The sequence below is a fragment of the Segnochrobactrum spirostomi genome (assembly GCF_009600605.1).
Lineage (GTDB): Bacteria > Pseudomonadota > Alphaproteobacteria > Rhizobiales > Segnochrobactraceae > Segnochrobactrum > Segnochrobactrum spirostomi.
Genome location: NZ_VWNA01000001.1, coordinates 620,339 through 639,700, shown reverse-complemented (window position 1 = coordinate 639,700; position 19,362 = coordinate 620,339). Strand labels below are relative to the sequence as shown.

Genomic DNA, 19,362 nt, shown 5'->3' with positions numbered 1-19,362 from the left:
GCGCGCCGTTCGAGGATGGCTGGAATATTGATATATTGATTCAAGATTGACGCTCAATCAAGCTCGATCGATCGTCTCCCCGTTGTTGAGGAGACCTCTGAAATGCCAGCAGCCATTGGATTGGACGATGTCGTCGCCGCCGAGACGGTTCTGAGCCACGTCGACGGCGAGGCCGGCCGTCTCGTCGTGCGCGGCCACGACATCGAGACCCTGGTCGGCCATGTGCCGTTCGAACAGGCGACCGCCCTGTTGTGGGACGGCCTGATCGACCTTCCGGCGGAGGGTCTGGCGCGCGCCCTCGGCGCGGCCCGGCTCGAGGCCTACGACCGGCTCGCACCGCTCGTGCCCGCGACCCGTGCCCTGGCGCCGGTTCCGGCGATGCGGTTCCTCCTCGCCGGGCTGCCGACGATGGAGGCTCCCGTCGCCGTGCGCCTCCTCGCCGCTGCCGGCGTCGCGGCGGCGTTCGCGATCGCGGGGAAGGCGGTGCGGCCCGATCCGAGCCTCGGCCACGCTGCCGATCTCCTGCGCATGATCCGCGGCCGGCCGGTCGCGGCGGCGGAGGCCGCAGCGCTCGATGCCTATCTGGTGACCATCCTCGACCACGGCCTCAACGCCTCGACCTTCGCCGCCCGCGTCGTCGCCTCGACCGCGGCCGGGCCGGCGGCGGCGTTGATCGCCGGCCTCTGCGCGTTGGAAGGACCGCTCCACGGTGGCGCGCCCGGACCGGTGCTCGACATGCTCGACGCGGTCGGCCTGCCGGAGAACGCCCCCGCCTGGGTCGCGGCGGAGCTCGATGCCGGCCGCCGCCTGATGGGCTTCGGCCACCGCATCTACCGGGTGCGCGACCCGCGCGCCGACGTGCTCAAGGCAGCGCTCGCCCGCCTCGGCGGACGGAGCGCGCGGCTGACGCTCGCCGAGGCGGTGGAGGCGGCCGCGCTCGCCGCCCTCGAACGCCGCAAGGCGGGGCGGCGGCTCGACACCAATGTCGAGTTCTACACGGCGCTCCTGCTCGATGCCCTCGGGGTGCCGCGGGCCGGCTTCACCGCGCTGTTCGCCGCCGGACGCACCGCCGGCTGGCTCGCCCATGTCCGCGAGCAGGAGGCGCGTGGGCGCATCATCCGCCCGCAATCGCGCTATGTCGGTCCGCTGCCGGCGGTCGCGGCATAAGGGAGGCCGCCTCTTGAGCCTGCGGCGCCGCCGGTCGAAGATCGGCGGTGCCGGTGACCCATCCGCGCCGTGCGGGATCGCGTCATCAGGCTCGCGAGGCTACCGATGCTCGATGAGGACTTTCTGTTCGAAGTGTTCGGCCCATTCGGCCGCGTCCGCCTCAAGCGGATGTTCGGCGGCCGGGCGATCTATCTCGACGGCCTCGTCGTCGCGCTCGAGATCGGCGAGGTGGTCTATCTGAAGGCCGATGCGGTCACGGAGGACGCCTTCCGGGACGAGGGGCTCGACCAATTCGTCTACGAGGCGAAGGGGCGGGTGGTACGGCTGCCTTATTGGCGCTGCCCGGAGGCGGCGTTCGACGACGCGGAGGCGCTCCGGCCCTGGATCGAACGCGCCCGCGGCGCCTCGCTGCGGGCGGAGGCCGCCAAGGCCGCGAAGGGGCCGCCGAAGCCGCGCGGCCCGGCCAAGCGACCCAAATCCAAGACGACGCCCGGCTCCGGTCAGCCGACGGCGTAGCGCTTGGTCACGCTCGGTTCGGGGTCGGTCTCGCAGACGACCCGGTTGCCGCCGCACCATTGGGCATCGCCCAGGCAGCGGGCGGCACGGGCGAGCAGAGCGGCGGATTCGTCCGTTTCCCCGAGCGCCGCGGCGCCGATCGAGAGCGACAGGCGGCCGAGCGGGGTCGCCGACGAGCGGCGGATCAAGGTCTTCGCCGACACGGTGCGGCGCAGGTTCTCGGCGACCGCCACCGCCTGGCGCAGTGGCATGTCCGGCAGGATTACCGCGAAGGTGTCGCCGCCATGGAGATAGGAGAGACCGAATTCGTGGAAGCACGCCTCGATGGCGCGGCCCGCCGCGGTGCGGATCTCGACGCCGACCTCCGGTCCATATTCCGCGGTGAGGAGGCCCATCCGGTCGAGCGACACGATCAGCACCGAGAGGCGGCGGCCCTCCGCGTGAGCATGGGCGATGCCGGCGGCGAGTGCCCGTTCGAAGGCGTCGCGCCCGGGCAATTCGTCGGCAGCACGGGGGAACAGTTCGGCGATACGGGCACGCTCCCGCGCGAGGAGGGTGCCCACGCGGCCGTGGGCGGCGAGCGCGGCATCGATCTCGAGCCGCATTCGCTCGCCGAGCGGGCGGGCATCGCCCGGACGCACGTCTTCGAGGTGATGCAGGACGTCGGTGAGGACGGTGGCGCGGAAGCGGGTCAGTGTCGCCAGATCGTCTTCGAGCGCCTCCGCGAGCGCGGCAACCGCGGTGGCGAGGCCGCGCCCACCCACCAGCGCGGCGTCGTCGCGCGCGTGGCGCGGCTGCGACGGGTCTTCCTGTGCCTTCGCGGTGTAGCCGAGCAATTCGGCGCGGGCGTCGTCGATCGCGGAGAAGGCGGCGGCAAGGGCGGGGTTGAGGCCGGCATGTTCGGCGGCCTCGTCGGGGCTCTCGACGGTGGACGTGATCTCGTCCCGTTGCGTCCGACCCGCCTCGCTCATGCCGCTCGCCCTTGAATCGCGGCGGACCCCGTCGGTCCGCCCGAGCTTCAGGCTAGGAAAACAGCGTTAACGGGCGGTGAAAATGGCAGGTGGAACGCGGTGGAGAGGCGGGCTCAGCTCGCCTCCGCCTCTTCGTCCAGTGTCTCGGCGAGGTCGTCGATCTTCGTCTTGCGCAGGCGGACGGGGCGCAGCAGGAAGGCCGGCACGTGATCGCCGAGGCCAATCACCGGCGGATCGCGATCTTCTGGGTCGCGGCGGCGGCGATTGCGCTCCGGCGCGGCCTGTGACACCGGCTCGGCCTTGGGGCGCTCGCGCTCCGGACGGGGGGCGCGCGGCGCGCGGGGCGGCGGCGGTGCCTCTTCGGCGTCCACGATCGCCTCGACCGGCTCGGCGTGACGACGGGACTCGCCGCGGTCGCGCCGACGGTTGCCCTGGCCCTCGGCGCGGTCGCTCCGGCCTTCAGGCCGCTCGCCCTTGCGGCGGCGATCGCCGCCCGAACGCCGGCGCGGCTCACCCTCTTCCTCGCCCGTCTCGGGAAGCGGCTCGGACCAGGGAATCGCATTGCCGATCAGCTTTTCGATCGCAGCGAGGGACTTCTGATCCGAACTTGACACGATCGTCACCGCCTCGCCGGAGCGGCCGGCGCGGCCGGTGCGGCCGATACGATGGACATAATCCTCGGCGTGATGCGGCACGTCGAAATTGAAGACGTGGCTGACGTCCGGAATGTCGAGGCCACGGGCGGCGACGTCGCTCGCGACGAGCAGCGTCAGGTTGCCCTTGCGGAACGAATCGAGCGTCGCCGTGCGGGCGTGCTGATCCATGTCGCCGTGCAGTGCGCCGACCGAGAAGCCGTGGCGCTCGAGCGAATGGAACACCGTCGCGACGTCGCGCTTGCGGTTGCAGAAGATGATCGCGTTCTTGAGGTTCACGGCGCTGCGGACGAGCTGGCGCAGTACGGCGCGCTTCTCGTGCTGCTCGCCACCGGAACCGATCAACTTCTGCGTCACGGTCTCGGCGGTGCTCGCCGGGCGGGCGACCTCGACCTTGATCGGGTTCTGGAGGAACTTGTCGGCGAGGCGCTGGATCTCTGGCGGCATCGTCGCCGAGAAGAACAGGGTCTGCCGAGTGAACGGGATCAGCTTGCAGATGCGCTCGATGTCCGGGATGAAGCCCATGTCGAGCATGCGGTCGGCCTCGTCGATGACGAGGATCTCGACGCCCTGCATCAGCAGCTTGCCGCGCTCCTGATGATCGAGCAGGCGGCCGGGGGTCGCGATCAGCACGTCCGCGCCGCGGCCGAGCTTGCGGTCCTGCTCGTCGAACGACACGCCGCCGATGAGGAGGGCGACGGTCAGCTTGTGGTTCACGCCGTAGCGGCTGAAGTTCTCCTCGACCTGGGCCGCGAGTTCGCGGGTCGGCTCGAGGATGAGGGTGCGCGGCATGCGCGCCCGGGCGCGACCGCGCTCGAGCAGCGTCAGCATCGGCAGCACGAACGAGGCGGTCTTGCCGGTGCCCGTCTGGGCGATGCCGAGCACGTCCCGGCGTTCCAGGACATGCGGAATGGCGCCGGACTGAATCGGAGTCGGCTCGCGATAACCGGCGGCGGCGACGGCGGTGAGCACTTTTTCGCTCAGGCCGAGGGAATCGAAACTCATTGAACCCGTTGGTCGCTCGGGGTAGGGCTGTGCGGTTCGCTCCGACGGATTGGTCGCCGCCACGCGCTATCGAGACCGCCAGCAGGCTGATACATCCAGGGTTCGATGCCGGATTTTATCGTCGGCAAGCGAACCGGGATCGCCGGGAGGCTTCGGTTCCAACAGAACATCGCGACGGCGCCGGGAGAGAGACGGCCGCGTGATACGCCGATACCCACGTCGAGCGCCCATCGCGCCCGATCTACAGGGCGCAAAATATGGTTATGCGCCTGAAAGTCAATGTCTTCACTCGACAAATCGCGACTTTCTCAAGCCCGCCGCAAGCAAGTGTCGCTTTGGAGACACGACCGCACGCCCGCTGGCCGCATCCATCGCCTGTCTTTCCCGGCCGGGCGACGGCCGCGCAATCGGCTTGCGGTGGCCCGCCGCCATCCGCTAAGCCCGGAGGCGGGGGACGTTCATCTTGCAGACCTCCCGAGACCACAGGAACAGCGTTCGTGTCAGAATCCGCACAACCGGCCGAGCCGCGTCCGTCGGACGCGATCTACTATGCCATTGCGCTCGCCGCCGGCGCCGTCGTGGGCCTGATCGGCTCCTACTTTCACCTCGGAACGGTCGCCATCGCCTCCTGGATCACGCACCTGAAGCCGGTCTTCAGTGGCGGCTCCCTCATCCTCGCCTCGTCGGTGACGGCCGCGATCATGGTCGTCGCCGCGGTCTGGCTGGTGCGCACCTTCTGCCCCGAGGCGGCGGGCTCGGGCGTGCAGGAGATCGAGGGGGCGATGGAGGGGCTGCGTACGGTGCGCTGGAAGCGCATCCTGCCGGTCAAGTTCGTCGGCGGCCTGCTCGCGCTCGGGTCCGGCCTCGTCGCCGGGCGTGAAGGGCCGACCATCCACATGGGCGCGTCCGTCGCGCAGGCGGCCTCGGACTGGTTCCGGCTGCCGGTGCGGGATACGCGTGGCCTGCTCGCCGCAGGCGGTGCCGCGGGCCTCGCCGCCGCCTTCAACGCTCCGCTCGCCGCCATCCTCTTCGTGATCGAGGAGACGCGGCGGCAATTCCCCTACGGTTTCCGCACCTACACGGCCGTCATCCTCGGCTCCTTCGCGAGCGCCGTCGTGTGCGAACTGATCACCGGCACCTCGCCGGCGCTCGAGATGTTCGCCCCGAAATTGCCGCTCGTCTGGCTGCCGGCCTTCTTCGGCCTCGGCATCGTGCTCGGGGTCGTCGGCGTCCTGTTCAACAAGGCGCTGATCGCCTCGCTCGACACCTCCCTCAAGATCGGCCGGCGCTGGTCGCCTTATCTCGTTCCCCTCGTCGTCGGCGCGGCAATCGGCGCGCTTCTGATCTTGCGTCCCGAAGCGACCGGGGGCGGCGAAGTGCTCGTCATCGCGCTGGCACAGAAGAATCTGCCGCTCGCCGCGCTCGCGATCGTCGTCGTGATCCGCTTCGTCATGACGATGTTCAGCTATTCGACCGGCGTGCCGGGCGGCATCTTCGCGCCGATCCTCGCGCTCGCCACCTCGATCGGGCTTCTCTACGCGACGGTGCTCCAACTCGCCCTGCCGCTGCCGGAAGGGGCTCAGGCCGCGTTCGCCATCGCCGCGATGGGTGGGCTGTTTTCCTCCACCGTCCGCGCGCCGCTCGTCGGCATGGTGCTGGTGGCCGAGCTGACCGGGGCCTACACCCTGCTCGTGCCTGTCATCCTGACCTGCGTGACGGCGAACATCGTCGCCGAGGCCCTGGGAGGCCGGCCGATCTACGAGGTTCTGCTGGAGCGGACGCTGCGGCTCGCCGGCCTGACGCCGCCACCGGCGGACGCCGAGGACGCGGTCGGCGGCTGGGACGCGCGCGAGCGGATCGCGTCGAAGGACTGAACTCGGGACCGATTTTTCGGCAGAGCTGCCTGCCCGTTGGGCGCCGTCACCGAGCGGCGCCCACGCGGCGCGCCATCCGCGACGATCCGCACAAACGAAAACGCCTGCCGACGGGAGGATCGGCAGGCGTTACAGCTGGACATTGCCCAGAAGGAAGAGGGCTATGCCCCTATCTCGGTCGGGCGGCACCGCAGCGCCGTCCGTAATCTTGAAGTCGGTCGCTGGTATTCTCAGCGGGCCGAGCGGCGGGCGATCGACGGGATCTCCGAACGGGAGATGCCGAGGTCGTCGAGTTCGCGATTGTTGAGCTGCATCAGCTGCTCATAGGTGTCGCGATACTTCCGCCAAGAGCGATAACGGCTGACAATGTTGTCGATCATTTTAGCACCTGTGACTTTTTATCCCGCGGGGGCAAACCGTCTGAAGCGTTTCGCTCCGGCTCGCCGCGCCCTCTCGGGAACGACCTATATTTATGCGATTGCACTCGATTGAGGCAGGGTCCCGCCAGCATGGGAGCCATGCGCGTTGTGCAGAGCGCAATGAATGAGCAATTCGTGAGCTCTAATCGGGCAAATGGGCGTGCGGTGCAGCATAAACAAGTCGGGCGCCCGGTGAGGGGCGCCCGTGATGCCGGCCGGGGAGGCAGGGAAATCGCGTCGGCCTATTCCGCTGCCGAGGCCCGCTTGCCGGGGCGCCGCGCCAGGAGTTCGGCGAGGAAATGGCCGGTGTGGCTGCGCTTCGTGGCGGCGATCTTTTCGGGCGGGCCGACCGCGACGATCTCGCCGCCGCCGTCGCCGCCCTCGGGGCCGAGATCGACCACCCAGTCGGCGGTTTTGATGACCTCGAGATTGTGCTCGATGACGGCGACCGTGTTGCCCTGATCGACGAGTTCGTGCAGCACCTCGAGGAGCTTGGCGACGTCGTGGAAGTGCAGGCCGGTGGTCGGCTCGTCGAGGATGTAGAGCGTGCGCCCGGTCGCCCGCTTCGACAGCTCCTTGGCGAGCTTGACGCGCTGCGCCTCGCCGCCGGACAAGGTCGTCGCCTGCTGGCCGACCTTGATGTAGCCGAGGCCGACCCGCTTCAGCGTCTCGAGCTTGTCGCGCACGCTCGGCACCGCCGAGAAGAATTCCGCGCCCTCTTCGACCGTCATGTCGAGCACGTCGGCGATCGACTTGCCCTTGAAGGTGACGTCGAGCGTCTCGCGGTTGTAGCGCTTGCCGTGGCAGACGTCGCAGGTGACGTAGACGTCCGGCAGGAAGTGCATCTCGATCTTGATGACGCCGTCGCCCTGACAGGCCTCGCAGCGCCCGCCCTTGACGTTGAACGAGAAGCGGCCCGGACCGTAGCCGCGCGCTTTGGCCTCCGGCAGCCCGGCGAACCAGTCCCGGATCGGCGTGAACGCGCCGGTATAGGTCGCGGGGTTGGAGCGCGGTGTGCGGCCGATCGGCGATTGATCGATGTCGATCACCTTGTCGAGGAATTCGAGGCCCTCGATGCGGTCGTGGGGCGCCGGGTTCTCGCGTGCCCCATTGAGGCGGCGGGCCGCGGCCTTGAACAGGGTGTCGAGCAAGAGCGTCGACTTGCCGCCGCCCGAGACGCCGGTGACGCAGGTGAACAGGCCGATCGGGATTTCGGCGCTGACGTCCTTCAGATTGTTGCCGCGCGCGCCGACGATGCGGATCGCCTTGCCCTTCTTCGGCTTGCGCCGGGCGCCCGGCACCGCGACCTCAAGCTCACCGGAAAGATAGCGGCCGGTCAGCGAGTTCGGATCGGCGAGGATTTCGGCCGGCGTGCCGTGGGCGACGACGCGGCCGCCGTGGATACCCGCCGCCGGCCCGACGTCGACGACATAATCGGCGAGCAGGATCGCGTCCTCGTCGTGCTCGACGACGATCACCGTATTGCCGAGGTCGCGCAGCCGCTTCAGCGTGTCGAGCAGGCGCGCATTGTCACGTTGGTGGAGGCCGATCGACGGCTCGTCCAGCACATAGAGAACGCCGGTGAGGCCGGAACCGATCTGGGACGCGAGGCGAATGCGCTGGCTCTCGCCGCCCGACAAGGTGCCGGAGGCGCGCGCGAGGGTCAGATAATCGAGGCCGACATCGACCAGGAAGGTCAGTCGCTCGCGGATCTCCTTGAGGATGCGCGCGGCGATCTCCTGCTGCTTCGGCGTGAGGCGCGCCTCGAGCCCGCCGAACCAGGCTTGCGCCTGGCGGATCGAGAGGGCGGCAGTCTCGCCGACGTGACGGCCGTCGATCTTCACCGCGAGCGCTTCCGGCTTCAGCCGGTAGCCGTTGCAATCGGGGCAGGGGCGATCGGACTGGTAGCGCGACAATTCCTCGCGCACCCATTCGGACTCGGTCTCGTGCCAGCGCCGCTCGATGTTGCGCAGCACGCCCTCGAACGTCTTTTTGGTTTCGTAGGAGCGCAGGCCGTCTTCATAGAGGAAGGCGATTTTCTGCGCGCCGGACCCGTAGAGGATGGTGTTGCGCACCGCCTCCGGCAGGTCCTTCCACGGCGTCTTCATCGAGACCTCGAAGTGCCGGGCGATCGCTTCGAGTGTCTGGTTGTAATAAGGCGAGGTGCTGCCGGTCCGCGCCCAGGGCAGCACGGCGCCGTCCTTGAGCGAGAGCTCGTCGTCGGGAACGATCAACTCGGCCTCGAACGAGAGCGTCGTGCCGAGGCCGTCGCAGGTCGGGCAGGCGCCGAACGGATTGTTGAACGAGAACAGGCGCGGCTCGATCTCGGGGATCGTGAAGCCGGACACCGGGCAGGCGAACTTCTCCGAGAAGATGACCCGCCGCGGCTCGCCGTTCGCGTCCTTCTCGTCGGCGAATTCCGCGACGGCGATGCCGTCCGCGAGGCGCAGGGCCGTTTCCAGGCTGTCGGCGAGACGAGCGGCGATGTCGCCGCGCACGACGATGCGGTCGACCACCACATCGATGTCGTGCTTGATCTTCTTGTCGAGTGTCGGTGCCGCCTCGATCTCGTGATAGGCGCCGTCGATCTTGACGCGCTGGAAGCCCTTCTTCTGGAGATCGGCCAGTTCCTTGCGATATTCGCCCTTGCGGCCGCGGATCATCGGCGCGAGCAGGTAGAGGCGCGTGCCCTCGGAGAACTCCAGGATGCGATCCACCATCTGCGAGACCGTCTGGCTCTCGATGGGGAGCCCCGTCGCCGGGGAATAGGGGATACCGGCGCGCGCCCATAGCAGGCGCATATAATCGTAGATCTCGGTGACGGTGCCGACGGTCGAGCGCGGATTGCGCGAGGTCGTCTTCTGCTCGATCGAGATCGCTGGGGAGAGGCCGTCGATCTGATCGACGTCCGGCTTCTGCATCATCTCCAGGAACTGGCGGGCGTAGGCCGACAGCGATTCGACGTAGCGGCGCTGACCCTCGGCATAGATGGTGTCGAAGGCGAGCGAGGATTTGCCCGAGCCGGACAGCCCGGTGAAGACGACGAGCTTGTCGCGCGGGATGTCGAGATCGACATTCTTGAGATTGTGCTCGCGCGCGCCGCGGATCGAGATGCGCTTGCCCTGCGCGAGCATGGCGGCGCCGTCTTCGATCGGGGAGGGATCGGCCATCGTCTTCGTCCTTGCGCGGAAAGGCCTAGCTGGCTCGGAAGGCCGGACCGGGAGCGGCGCCGGGGCGTCGAGCCGCCCTTAAACTAGGGCGAAATGCGAACAAAGCAAGCACAAACCCGCCGGGTGCGCGGGTCCATGCGCTAAGCGCGGCTCGCGGGTGGCTCCACCGCAACGCGGCGGCTTGCGCCGGGGTCGCACCTTCAAGTAATTCAAGTCCGATGGATGAAGCGTCGCGGCACCCTCCCGGCCGCGAGCCCTCGCGAAGGATTGCTCGATGGTCGATTTCTTGGGCCTGCGGCAGAAGATGATCGATTGCCAGCTGCGTACCAACGACGTCACCGATTATGACGTGCTCGGTGCCTATGCCGGCGTGCCGCGCGAGCGCTTCATCGCGCCGGAGCGGTCGGTGCTCGCTTATGTGGACGAGGACGTGCCGGTCGCGGCGAAGCCCGTGCCGCGCTACCTGATGCGTCCCGCAACCTTCGCCAAGATGCTTCAGCTCGCACTGATCGACGCGGACGAGAAGGTGCTCGTGATCGGCAGCGCGTCCGGCTACGAGACGGCGATCGTCGCCAAGCTCGCCCGTGAGGTCGTCAGCCTCGACTCGGACGCCGCCCTGTCGGCGGCCGCCGCCGAGCGCCTCCAGTCGCTCGACATCGGCAATGTGACGAGCGTGGTCGGCCCGCTCGCGGCCGGCTGGTCCGCTGCGGCTCCCTATGATGTGATCATCGTCGCCGGTGCGGTTGAGGCCGGGACGGAGGCGCTCGCCTCCCAGCTCGCGCTCGACGGCCGCATGGTGCTCGTCGAGGGCGTCGGCGGCGCCGGCGAGGCGCGGCTCTACGGGCGCTCCGCCGGCGGCGTCAGCGCGCGATTCGCCTTCAACGCGGCGACTCACCTGCTTCCCGGATTTGAACGCCCCAAGGCCTTCGTTTTCTGATCGACCCCTCTCGACGATCCCGATCGAGCCCCGTCGCGGCCGCCGCGGCGGGGCTTTTTCGTCAGCCCGTTGAGGCCTTTCGGGGGGCCGCTGTTGCATCGAGGCCGCATCCTTAACCTTCCACGTGATCCGTTCCCGCGACGGCTTCCGGGACGGCCCGTTCCCGCCTATAGGTAACGTTCCGTTAAGGGTCGGCCTCTTCACGGGATGCCCTATCTTCGCGCTTGGCCTAAGTTGCTGAGCCGCGGGGGCGAAGGTCCGGCCCCACGGATGTGTAGAGTAAAGGCGTGTGTCTCCGCGTCGGCGTCGCCTCGGGTTCGCTCGAGGGAGGCTTGAAGGCGCAGACTGTCCGCGCGATGGCGCGAACTCGGAGGGTTGCCATGGATCGTTCGTCTGCACGTCGTAATGGAGGGTCCATGATCAGATGGCTTTTCGCCGCGTCCGCTCTCGTCGTGGTGGCGCATCCGGCGTCGGCCCAGACGCTGACGGAAGCCCTAGTTTCGACCTACAATACCAACCCGCAGCTCAATTCGGCGCGGGCTCAGACGCGGGCGACCGACGAAGGCGTTCCCCAGGCGATGGCGAATTATCGGCCGTCCGTTTCGGGCACCGTGCAGGTCCAGGGGCAGGCGTCCTATAGCGCGGGCTTCTACGGCAGCTCGCAGGGATCGCAGGCCCAAGGTTATGCCGTCCCGCTCACCATGGGTCTCCAGCTTACCCAGCCGCTATTCCGAGGCTACCAGACCACCAACGGCGTGCGTCAGGCCGAATCGAACGTGCTCGCCCAGCGCGAGCAGCTCCGCGATACAGAGCAGACCGTGCTGCAGAACGCCGTGTCGGCGTTCATGAATGTCATCCAGCAGCAGGCGTTGGTGCAGCTCCAGAAGAGCAACCTCGACTTCCTCACCCAGCAGGTGAAAGTGAACGAGGAGCGCTTCAAGGTCGGCGAGGGTACGACCACCGATGTTGCCCAGGCGCAGGCGAGTGCCGCCCAGGCGCAGGCGAACGTCAACGCCGCCCAGGCGAATCTGATGTCGGCCCAGGCGACCTTCCGTCAGGTGACCGGCCTCGACGCCAAGAACTTGAAGCAGCAGCCGCTCGGCGCCAAGCTCCGGCCGCGCTCGCTCGACGTCGCGCTGACGGCGGCCCAGGAGAAGCATCCGGCGATCCAGGCGGCCGCCTACAACGCCGACGTCGCCGCCTTCAACGTCAAGGTGATCGAAGGCGGTACGCTGCCGACCGTCAACCTCCAGGCCGGCGTGCAGCAGGGCTATAACTGGGCCTACGGCAACCAGGACAGCAGCGGCCAGCGGTCGCAGACCAGCGCCACCGCCGGCGTGACGATGAACATGCCGTTCTATACCGGCGGCCTCGTGTCCTCGCAGGTCCGGCAGGCCAAGGAGCAGCTCGGCTACGCCCAGATCCAGATCGACCTTTACCGCGATCAGGTCCGACAGAATGTCGTCGCCGCGTGGGGCAACCTCCAGGCGTCCGAGGCGTCGATCCGCGCCGCCAAGTCCTCGGTGAGCGCCAACCAGCTCGCCTTGAACGGCGTCGTCGACGAGCAGAAGGTCGGTCAGGCGACCACCCTCGACGTGCTCCAGCAGCAGAGCGACCTCGTCCAGGCGCAGACGACCCTCGTCCAGGCGACGTTCCAGCAGGCGATCGCGCTCTATCAACTCGTCGCGGCCACGGGCCGGCTCGATGCCGTTTCGCTCGCCTTGCCGGTCCGCGTCTACGACCCGGTCTCCCACTACAAGCAGGTCCGCGACAAGTGGTACGGCCTGACCACGCCGGACGGCCGCTGAGCCGGACGTTCTCCTGAGGGCGTGAAGGCGGGCGCCGTTTCCTTGTGAATTGTGGCCCCGTCGACCTCGCCATCGCTTGCGATGCGTTGGCCGGGCGTACACTTTGCGCCTTGAGCCCTATCCTCTCGGTGGATCCGCGGGGGAGGGTGATCGCTCGGATCTGTCGGTCCCGGCCGCCCTCGATGGGCGGAGACGCGGAGGGTGCCTCATGCCGCCAGCGAATGCGGCCCGTGATCAGACGCTCGAGGACATCCTCTCCACGATCCAGCGCATGATCACGGATGGCGTCGATGCGCTCGAGAACGGCCAGAGCCGGCCGGCTGCCGCAGCGCGCGATTTCGTCGATCGCTTCGGCGCTGGCGACGAGGACGTCGCGCTCGTCGACGGTGATGAGATCGGCACGCCCGTTCTCGGCTATGTCGATCGCTTTGCCAACGCGCCTGCGGCGCGGTCCCCACTCGGCGGATATGCCGGGCAGGCTCATGCCCCGTCCCACACGGCGGCGCCGTCCCATCGTGCGTCGAGCGCCGGTCTCTCCTCCGGCCCGGCGCCGGCGCGTGGGGCCGTGAGCGCGCCGCCGCGCGACGAAGGGCTCCTGTCGGACCGGGCGGGCGCGTCGGTCGGCCACGCCTTCGATGCGCTCTCCCGCACGGTCTCGGCGCAGACGCCGCGCAGTGTCGAAGAGTTGGTCGCCGACATCCTGCGCCCGATGCTGAAGAGCTGGCTTGATCAGAACCTGCCGGGCCTCGTCGAGGACCTGGTGCGCCAGGAGATCGAGCGGATCGCGCGCAGCCGGCGCTGACGCCCGGCAGCCGACGGGCCGGCGCAGGCCCTGTCGGACGGTGGCGTGCCACCGATCATGCCGTTCTCGTCACCCTCGGGATCATTCCCCCGAACGATCCTGCAGCAGATGGCGTAGGCGAGTTGACTCGCACCGCCTCCACGCTCTCTAAAGGGCGCTCGCGCGCCGGCCCCGGCCGGCCGCCTGTCCGATCGTTTCGAGAGCGCAGCAGACTTCACCATGCTCGACAAGACCTACGAGGCGGCCGCCGTCGAGCCGCGTATCGCGTCCCTGTGGGATGAGGCCGGAGCGTTTCGCGCCGGCGCCGGCAAGCGCGGCGACGCCGAGCCCTATTGCATCGTGATCCCCCGCCGAACGTGACGGGATCGCTGCACATGGGCCATGCGCTCAACAACACGCTGCAGGATATCCTGATCCGCTTCGAGCGCATGCGCGGCCGCGACGTGCTGTGGCAGCCGGGCACCGACCATGCCGGCATCGCGACCCAGATGGTCGTCGAGCGTCGCCTGATGGAGCGCCAGGAGCCGGGACGTCGCGCCCTCGGCCGCGAGAAGTTTCTCGAGAAGGTGTGGGCCTGGAAGGCGGAATCCGGCGGCACCATCGGCAACCAGCTTCGCCGTCTCGGCGCCTCGTGTGATTGGTCGCGCGAGCGCTTCACCATGGACGAGGGCCTGTCGCAGGCGGTGCGCGAGGTGTTCGTCACGCTCTATAAGCAGGGCCTGATCTACAAGGACAAGCGCCTCGTCAATTGGGACCCGAAGCTGCTCACCGCGATCTCGGACCTCGAGGTCCAGCCGGTCGAGGTCAAGGGCAAGCTCTGGCACCTGCGCTACCCGATCGAGGGCGAGCCGGGCCGCGTCATCATCGTCGCCACGACCCGTCCGGAGACGATGCTCGGCGACACCGCCGTCGCCGTCCATCCGGACGACGAGCGCTATCGCGACCTGATCGGCAAGAACGTCGTGCTGCCGCTGACCGGCCGCCGCATCCCGATCGTCGGCGATACCTATGCCGACCCGGAGACGGGCTCGGGCGCGGTGAAGATCACGCCGGCCCACGACTTCAACGACTTCGAGGTGGGCAAGCGCAACGGTCTGCGCATGATCTCGATCCTCGACATCGAGGGTGCGGTGACGCTCGTCGGCAACGAGGACTTCCTCGCCGGCCTCGTGCCGAGCGCCGATCTCGACGAGGTCATGGCACTCCACGGCGTCGACCGCGCCGTCGCCCGCAAGCGCATCGTCGAGATGCTGGAGGCGCGCGAGCTCGTCGAGAAGATCGAGGACCACGCCCATACGGTGCCGCACGGCGACCGTTCCGGCGTCGTCATCGAGCCGTTCCTCACCGACCAATGGTATGTCGACGCGAAGACGCTCGCCGAGCCGGCGATCGCCTCGGTGCGCGAGGGGCGCACCACCTTCGTGCCGAAGAGCTGGGACAAGACCTATTTCGACTGGATGGAGAACATCCAACCGTGGTGCATCTCGCGTCAGCTCTGGTGGGGCCATCAGATCCCGGCGTGGTACGGCCCGGACGGCACTGTCTTCGTCGAGCGCAGCGAGGCCGAGGCGCAGGCCGCGGCGGATGCCCATTACGGCGCGCCGAGCAAAATCGTGCGCGACGAGGACGTGCTCGACACGTGGTTCTCCTCGGCGCTGTGGCCGTTCTCGACGCTCGGCTGGCCGGCCGAGACGCCCGAGCTCGCCCGCTATTATCCGACCTCGGTGCTGGTCACCGGCTTCGACATCATCTTCTTCTGGGTTGCCCGGATGATGATGGCGGGCCTGCACTTCATGGGCAAAGAGCCGTTCCACACCGTCTACATCCACGCCCTCGTCCGTGACGAGAAGGGGGCGAAGATGTCGAAGTCGAAGGGCAACGTCATCGACCCGCTCGAGCTGATGAGCGAGTACGGGGCCGACGCACTGCGCTTCACCTTGTCGGCGATGGCCGCCCAGGGCCGCGACATCAAGCTCGCCACCGGCCGCGTCGCCGGCTACCGCAACTTCATCACCAAGCTGTGGAACGCCGCCCGCTTCGCGGAGCTCAACGGCTGTGTGCGGGTCGAAGGCTTCGATCCGTCGTCGGTCCGCTCGACGCTCGGCCGCTGGATCGTCGTCGAGGCCGGTCGCACCGCCGCGGCGGTGACCGAGGCGCTGGAAGCCTATCGCTTCAACGACGCGGCAGATGCGATCTACCGCTTCACCTGGAACACCTTCTGCGATTGGTTCGTGGAGCTCACGAAGCCGACGCTGATGGGCGAGGACGGCCCGGCCAAGGACGAGATCCGCGCGGTGACCGCCTGGACGCTCGACCGCATCCTGACGCTGCTGCATCCCTTCGCGCCGTTCGTGACCGAAGAGCTGTGGCAGCGCACCGGCGAGACGGGACCGAAGCGGGAGAGCCTGCTCGCCCACGCCGCGTGGCCCTCGACGGCTATCGATGACGCCGCGGCGGATGCGGCCGACGAGATCAACTGGCTCGTCGCCCTCATCACCGAGGTCCGCTCCGTGCGCGCCGAGATGAACGTGCCGGCGGGCGCGCTGCTGCCGCTCGTCGTCGTCGCTCCGGATGCGGAGATCGAGCGTCGTCTCGGTCTTCACGACGCGGTCATCAAGCGCCTCGCCCGCATCGAGAGCATCGCGACCGCCCCCGTCGCGCCGCCGGCCTCGGCGCAGATCGTCGTCGGGCGCTCGCTGGTCTGTCTGCCGCTCGCCGGGGTGATCGATCTCGGCGCCGAGCGCGCGCGGCTTGCGAAGGAGCTCGGCAAGATCGACGCCGACGTCGTCCGCATCGACGCCAAGCTCGGCAATCCGAGCTTCATCGAGCGCGCGCCGGAGGAGATCGTCGACGGCGAGCGCGAGAAGCGCGCCGAACTCGTGGCGCGCCGGCAGACCGTCGCCGAAGCCCTCGGCCGTCTCGAAGGCGTCTGAGGGCACTCGCGCTTCGGCTGCGATGCAACAAGCCCGGCGGCCTATCGCGCCGCCGGCGCTACGCCTCAGTCTGTCGGGACGGTCGCGTGATCATGGACAGGTGGTGACGTCCGTGTGAACGAAGTCTTCGCCCTTGTAGAGAAGCGGCGCGCCGAGGCTCATGGCGAGCGCATATGATGCGCAATCCCCCATGTTGAGACGTGCCTCGGGGCTGATGCGCTTGCCGAAGCGGGCATAGGCTGCAATCGCGGTTTCGCTCTGGCTGCGATCGAACGGTACGACTTCGAGATGCAAGGCGTCAGCGAGTTCGTGCAGAGCGGCGAGCCCAGAGAGGCCTCGTCGGCGCAACAGGACGATGCCGGTCTCGTACAACGTGATGGTCGAGACCAAGCGCCGCGAGGCTGCTCGAAGTGCCTCCGCAAAATGATGATGTTCGGGTTCTTCCTCTAGGATCGCGACGAGGGCGGAGGAATCCACGACAGTCATGAAAGATCCGTCCAGGCCTCGTCGAGAATCTCTTTCGCGCTACGGCGGTCGAGAAGAGGGCAGCTAGTGTTTCGGCGGCTGATCTCTTTCACGCGCTCCATGTCGACGGCGCGCACCTCCGGCTTCCCGGCGACATCCGATGTCGACGCATATCGCTCGATGGCCTCGCGCACCAGCGCATCGGGAGTCTTCCCCGCGACCGCGGCCCGAGCCTTCACCAAAGCCTCGGTCTCGGCAGAGAGCGTGAGCATGGCGGTTCTTCCTCTGTTGACGGTCACGGTAACCGAACTCGCGAGTGGCAAACAAGCTCCGGTTCGCGAGAGGGGCCGACCTTCGCTGCATGTTCCGGGGGCGAGCCGTTTCTCGCGTTCACGGTCAAATGAGTGGCGGGACGGAACGAATGGGCGCCGTCGCCATTGCTCTCCCGGCTGAACTTCGTAAGCGGCCGGGGAGATCTTCGATGACCTTAACGACGATTATCATCATCATCCTCATTCTGCTTCTCATCGGCGCCTTGCCGACGTGGCCTTACAGCAGCGGATGGGGATACGGGCCGGGCGGCATTGTCGGTCTGGTGCTGATCATCCTGATCATTCTCGCCCTCATGGGGCGGATCTGACGCGTAGCCCTCCTCCGCTGCGCGGGGGAGGGCGCGCCCCTTTGCTTGCACTTCGCGTCCTCGTCCGCGGGGACGTTGATGATATGGCGCTGGATGCGTGATGCGTGTCTGCGCTCAGCTCCATTTGCTCATCTCGGATATGTGACTGGCCCGCGGCGAGATCCAGGTTTTTACTAACCCCAAGCGTAGCCATATCTCCCATAAGGCTTTCGCTCTCCAAATTCGACAGCGCGTGGTCTTCGTCGGTCTTCCGGCGGAGGGATGAATTCGTTCGCCTCTCGTGCGTCGCGTCCGCGCGACGCGCAGGGTGGTGGAACCGTCTGTACCGACAAGCGTTTTTCCGTCTGTCCGCGGGCGGTTCTTTTTCGGTGGCGGTGTCGCAAGGCTGCGATCTGCGACGGCTATCGTCGCGATCTGCCCGTCGCGTGCCGCGTCTCCACATTGGTGTTCCATGCGTGTTCTGTTCGTCACGAGCGAGATGGCGGGCTTCTCGAAGGCGGGAGGGCTCGGCGACGTGTCCGCGAGCCTGCCGCGCGCGCTGCGCGCGCGGGGGCTCGATATCCGCGTGTTGATGCCGGCTTATCCGGGGGTGCTCGCCAAGATCGGACCGATCGAGATCGTGGCGCAGCTTCCCGGTCTGTCGGATGTGCCGGCGGCCCAACTCGGCTACACGCTGCTCGACGACGGGCAGGGGGTCTTCGTGCTCATCTGTCCGGAGCTCTACGAGCGCCCCGGCACCTCCTATGTCGACGCCCACGGCCGTGATTTCGAGGACAACGACGTCCGCTTCGCGCGCCTCGGTCTCGCCGCCGCGCAGATTGCCGGCGGCGTGCTCCCCGGCTGGCAGCCGGAGACCGTGCACGCGCACGATTGGCCGGCCTCGTTCGCGCTCGCCTACACGCGATGGACCCAGGCTCCGGTCTCGACGGTCCTGACCGTCCACAACCTCGCCCATCAGGGCATCTTTCCGAAGGAGCGCCTGGGCCCCCTCGGCGTGCCCGACTACGCCTTCGCGATGGAGGGCGTCGAGTTCCACGATCAGATCTCGTTTCTCAAGGCGGGCCTGTTCTATGCCGACCGGGTGACGACGGTCAGCCCGACCTATGCCCGCGAGATCACGACGGAGGCCCTCGGCTGCGGTCTGCACGGCCTTCTCGCCGGCATCGCCGACGCCGGACGGCTCGACGGCATCGTCAACGGCATCGACGAGCAATGGGGCATTCGTGACGGCGTGCGCCTGCCGGAGCGCAGCAGCGCCCGGGAGGCGGCGCGCCGTGCCCAGGCCCGCTTCGTGCGCACGAGCCTCTGCCTCGCGCCGAGCCGCGGTCCCTTGTTCGGCATGCTGTCGCGCCTCGTGCCGCAGAAGGGCATCGATCTCGTCATTGATCTCGCCGGCGAGATCGTGCGCCGCGGCGGCCAGATCGCGGCGATCGGCATGGGCGATCCCGACCTCGAGCGGGGCATGCTCGGGCTCTCCAAGCGCTATCCGGGCTCGGTCGGTACGCTCATTGGCTATGCCGAGCCGCTCGCCGCCCGCATCACCGCCGGCAGCGATTTCCTTCTGATGCCGTCGCGCTTCGAGCCGTGCGGCCTCAGCCAGATGTATGCCCAGACCTGCGGCTCGTTGCCGATCGCCCATGCGACGGGCGGCCTCAACGACACCGTCCGGGACGGCGTGACCGGCTTCCTGTTCCGCCGGTTCTCCCGGACCGACTTCCGCGGCGCGCTGGAGCGGGCCTTCGAAACCTATGCGGATGCGCCTCGCCTGCGGGCGATGCGCGCGGAAGCGGCGGCGCAGGATTTCGGTTGGGGCCGCTCGGCCCATGCCTACGAGAACATCTACCGCGCCAGCCGGGGATTGCCGCCGGTTGCCGCCCAGGCCGCGGAGGCCGGGCAGACCCTGTCGGCGCGGGTGGTGGCGCCGGTGTCGCGGGCGAGCACGAACCGTGGCTTGTTCGGGCGCGGCCGGCTGAAGCTGGTCGGCTGATCCGCCGTCATCCCG

General features: G+C 68.2%; 14 protein-coding genes and 1 pseudogene. 9 read left to right on the top strand and 6 right to left on the bottom strand.

The features are described from left to right. Nucleotides 1–102: 102 nt before the first annotated feature. Both F0357_RS02905 and F0357_RS02900 read left to right on the top strand, forming a co-directional pair. A complete protein-coding gene (locus tag F0357_RS02905; RefSeq protein ID WP_153478550.1) occupies nucleotides 103–1,167 on the top strand; it encodes a citrate synthase in 1,065 nt (354 codons plus the stop codon). A 105-nt stretch (nucleotides 1,168–1,272) separates the two neighbouring features. Then, entirely contained in the window at nucleotides 1,273–1,683 is a 411-nt protein-coding gene (locus F0357_RS02900) for a TfoX/Sxy family protein (RefSeq protein ID WP_153478548.1), read from the top strand. On the opposite strand, the gene F0357_RS02895 is transcribed toward F0357_RS02900, so the two are convergent. Beyond that, nucleotides 1,668–2,654, bottom strand: coding sequence for a GGDEF domain-containing protein (locus F0357_RS02895; protein WP_153478546.1), 987 nt, complete (start codon nucleotides 2,652–2,654; stop codon nucleotides 1,668–1,670). The two genes, F0357_RS02900 and F0357_RS02895, sit on opposite strands and share 16 nt — an antisense overlap. Nucleotides 2,655–2,767: 113 nt before the next feature. After that, nucleotides 2,768–4,312 (bottom strand): DEAD/DEAH box helicase, encoded by a 1,545-nt coding sequence (locus F0357_RS02890; RefSeq protein WP_153478544.1) that lies wholly within the window; start codon nucleotides 4,310–4,312, stop codon nucleotides 2,768–2,770. 497 nt (nucleotides 4,313–4,809) lie between these two features. Here F0357_RS02890 and clcA point away from each other — a divergent pair, with 497 nt between their 5' ends. Next, on the top strand, nucleotides 4,810–6,186 hold the full coding sequence (gene clcA / locus F0357_RS02885) for a H(+)/Cl(-) exchange transporter ClcA (protein WP_312861429.1): 1,377 nt from the start codon (nucleotides 4,810–4,812) through the stop codon (nucleotides 6,184–6,186). A gap of 230 nt (nucleotides 6,187–6,416) precedes the next feature. Here the strand turns inward: clcA and F0357_RS02880 are convergent, their stop codons facing one another. Further along, nucleotides 6,417–6,566, bottom strand: coding sequence for a DUF1127 domain-containing protein (locus F0357_RS02880; protein WP_153478540.1), 150 nt, complete (start codon nucleotides 6,564–6,566; stop codon nucleotides 6,417–6,419). Nucleotides 6,567–6,847: 281 nt separating this feature from the next. After that, on the bottom strand, nucleotides 6,848–9,775 hold the full coding sequence (gene uvrA / locus F0357_RS02875) for an excinuclease ABC subunit UvrA (RefSeq protein ID WP_246161326.1): 2,928 nt from the start codon (nucleotides 9,773–9,775) through the stop codon (nucleotides 6,848–6,850). A 274-nt stretch (nucleotides 9,776–10,049) separates the two neighbouring features. Between uvrA and F0357_RS02870 the strand changes: the two genes are divergently transcribed. The 4 genes and pseudogenes from F0357_RS02870 to F0357_RS02855 all read left to right on the top strand — a co-directional run bounded on the left by F0357_RS02870 (nucleotide 10,050) and on the right by F0357_RS02855 (nucleotide 16,255). Next, nucleotides 10,050–10,712, top strand: coding sequence for a protein-L-isoaspartate O-methyltransferase family protein (locus tag F0357_RS02870; RefSeq protein WP_153478538.1), 663 nt, complete (start codon nucleotides 10,050–10,052; stop codon nucleotides 10,710–10,712). A gap of 416 nt (nucleotides 10,713–11,128) precedes the next feature. Next, the gene (locus F0357_RS02865; protein ID WP_153478536.1) at nucleotides 11,129–12,520 is read left to right on the top strand and encodes a TolC family outer membrane protein; all 1,392 of its coding nucleotides are present in this window, start codon (nucleotides 11,129–11,131) and stop codon (nucleotides 12,518–12,520) included. A gap of 208 nt (nucleotides 12,521–12,728) precedes the next feature. Further along, the gene (locus tag F0357_RS02860) at nucleotides 12,729–13,322 is read left to right on the top strand and encodes a PopZ family protein (protein WP_153478534.1); all 594 of its coding nucleotides are present in this window, start codon (nucleotides 12,729–12,731) and stop codon (nucleotides 13,320–13,322) included. A gap of 219 nt (nucleotides 13,323–13,541) precedes the next feature. Next, nucleotides 13,542–16,255 (top strand): annotated as a pseudogene (locus F0357_RS02855) (valine--tRNA ligase). Nucleotides 16,256–16,345: 90 nt separating this feature from the next. Here F0357_RS02855 and F0357_RS02850 read toward each other — a convergent pair. Continuing rightward, nucleotides 16,346–16,741 (bottom strand): type II toxin-antitoxin system VapC family toxin, encoded by a 396-nt coding sequence (locus F0357_RS02850; protein ID WP_153478532.1) that lies wholly within the window; start codon nucleotides 16,739–16,741, stop codon nucleotides 16,346–16,348. Then, a complete protein-coding gene (locus tag F0357_RS02845; RefSeq protein ID WP_153478530.1) occupies nucleotides 16,738–16,992 on the bottom strand; it encodes a hypothetical protein in 255 nt (84 codons plus the stop codon). The genes F0357_RS02850 and F0357_RS02845 overlap by 4 nt, the downstream gene beginning before the upstream one ends. 209 nt (nucleotides 16,993–17,201) lie before the next feature. On the opposite strand from F0357_RS02845, the gene F0357_RS02840 reads away from it, so the two are divergent. Further along, nucleotides 17,202–17,360, top strand: coding sequence for a DUF3309 family protein (locus F0357_RS02840; protein WP_153478528.1), 159 nt, complete (start codon nucleotides 17,202–17,204; stop codon nucleotides 17,358–17,360). 451 nt (nucleotides 17,361–17,811) lie between these two features. Then, the gene (gene glgA, locus F0357_RS02835) at nucleotides 17,812–19,347 is read left to right on the top strand and encodes a glycogen synthase GlgA (protein ID WP_153478526.1); all 1,536 of its coding nucleotides are present in this window, start codon (nucleotides 17,812–17,814) and stop codon (nucleotides 19,345–19,347) included. Nucleotides 19,348–19,362: the final 15 nt, after the last annotated feature.

Bases quoted from the DNA above. Each gene is read 5' to 3' on its own strand.
- F0357_RS02905 (WP_153478550.1), top strand. From the start codon at position 103: ATGCCAGCAGCCATTGGATTGGACGATGTCGTCGCCGCCGAGACGGTT.
- F0357_RS02900 (WP_153478548.1), top strand. From the start codon at position 1,273: ATGCTCGATGAGGACTTTCTGTTCGAAGTGTTCGGCCCATTCGGCCGC.
- F0357_RS02895 (WP_153478546.1), bottom strand. From the start codon at position 2,654: ATGAGCGAGGCGGGTCGGACGCAACGGGACGAGATCACGTCCACCGTC.
- F0357_RS02890 (WP_153478544.1), bottom strand. From the start codon at position 4,312: ATGAGTTTCGATTCCCTCGGCCTGAGCGAAAAAGTGCTCACCGCCGTC.
- F0357_RS02880 (WP_153478540.1), bottom strand. From the start codon at position 6,566: ATGATCGACAACATTGTCAGCCGTTATCGCTCTTGGCGGAAGTATCGC.
- uvrA (WP_246161326.1), bottom strand. From the start codon at position 9,775: ATGGCCGATCCCTCCCCGATCGAAGACGGCGCCGCCATGCTCGCGCAG.
- F0357_RS02870 (WP_153478538.1), top strand. From the start codon at position 10,050: ATGGTCGATTTCTTGGGCCTGCGGCAGAAGATGATCGATTGCCAGCTG.
- F0357_RS02865 (WP_153478536.1), top strand. From the start codon at position 11,129: ATGATCAGATGGCTTTTCGCCGCGTCCGCTCTCGTCGTGGTGGCGCAT.
- F0357_RS02860 (WP_153478534.1), top strand. From the start codon at position 12,729: ATGCCGCCAGCGAATGCGGCCCGTGATCAGACGCTCGAGGACATCCTC.
- F0357_RS02850 (WP_153478532.1), bottom strand. From the start codon at position 16,741: ATGACTGTCGTGGATTCCTCCGCCCTCGTCGCGATCCTAGAGGAAGAA.
- F0357_RS02845 (WP_153478530.1), bottom strand. From the start codon at position 16,992: ATGCTCACGCTCTCTGCCGAGACCGAGGCTTTGGTGAAGGCTCGGGCC.
- F0357_RS02840 (WP_153478528.1), top strand. From the start codon at position 17,202: ATGACCTTAACGACGATTATCATCATCATCCTCATTCTGCTTCTCATC.
- glgA (WP_153478526.1), top strand. From the start codon at position 17,812: ATGCGTGTTCTGTTCGTCACGAGCGAGATGGCGGGCTTCTCGAAGGCG.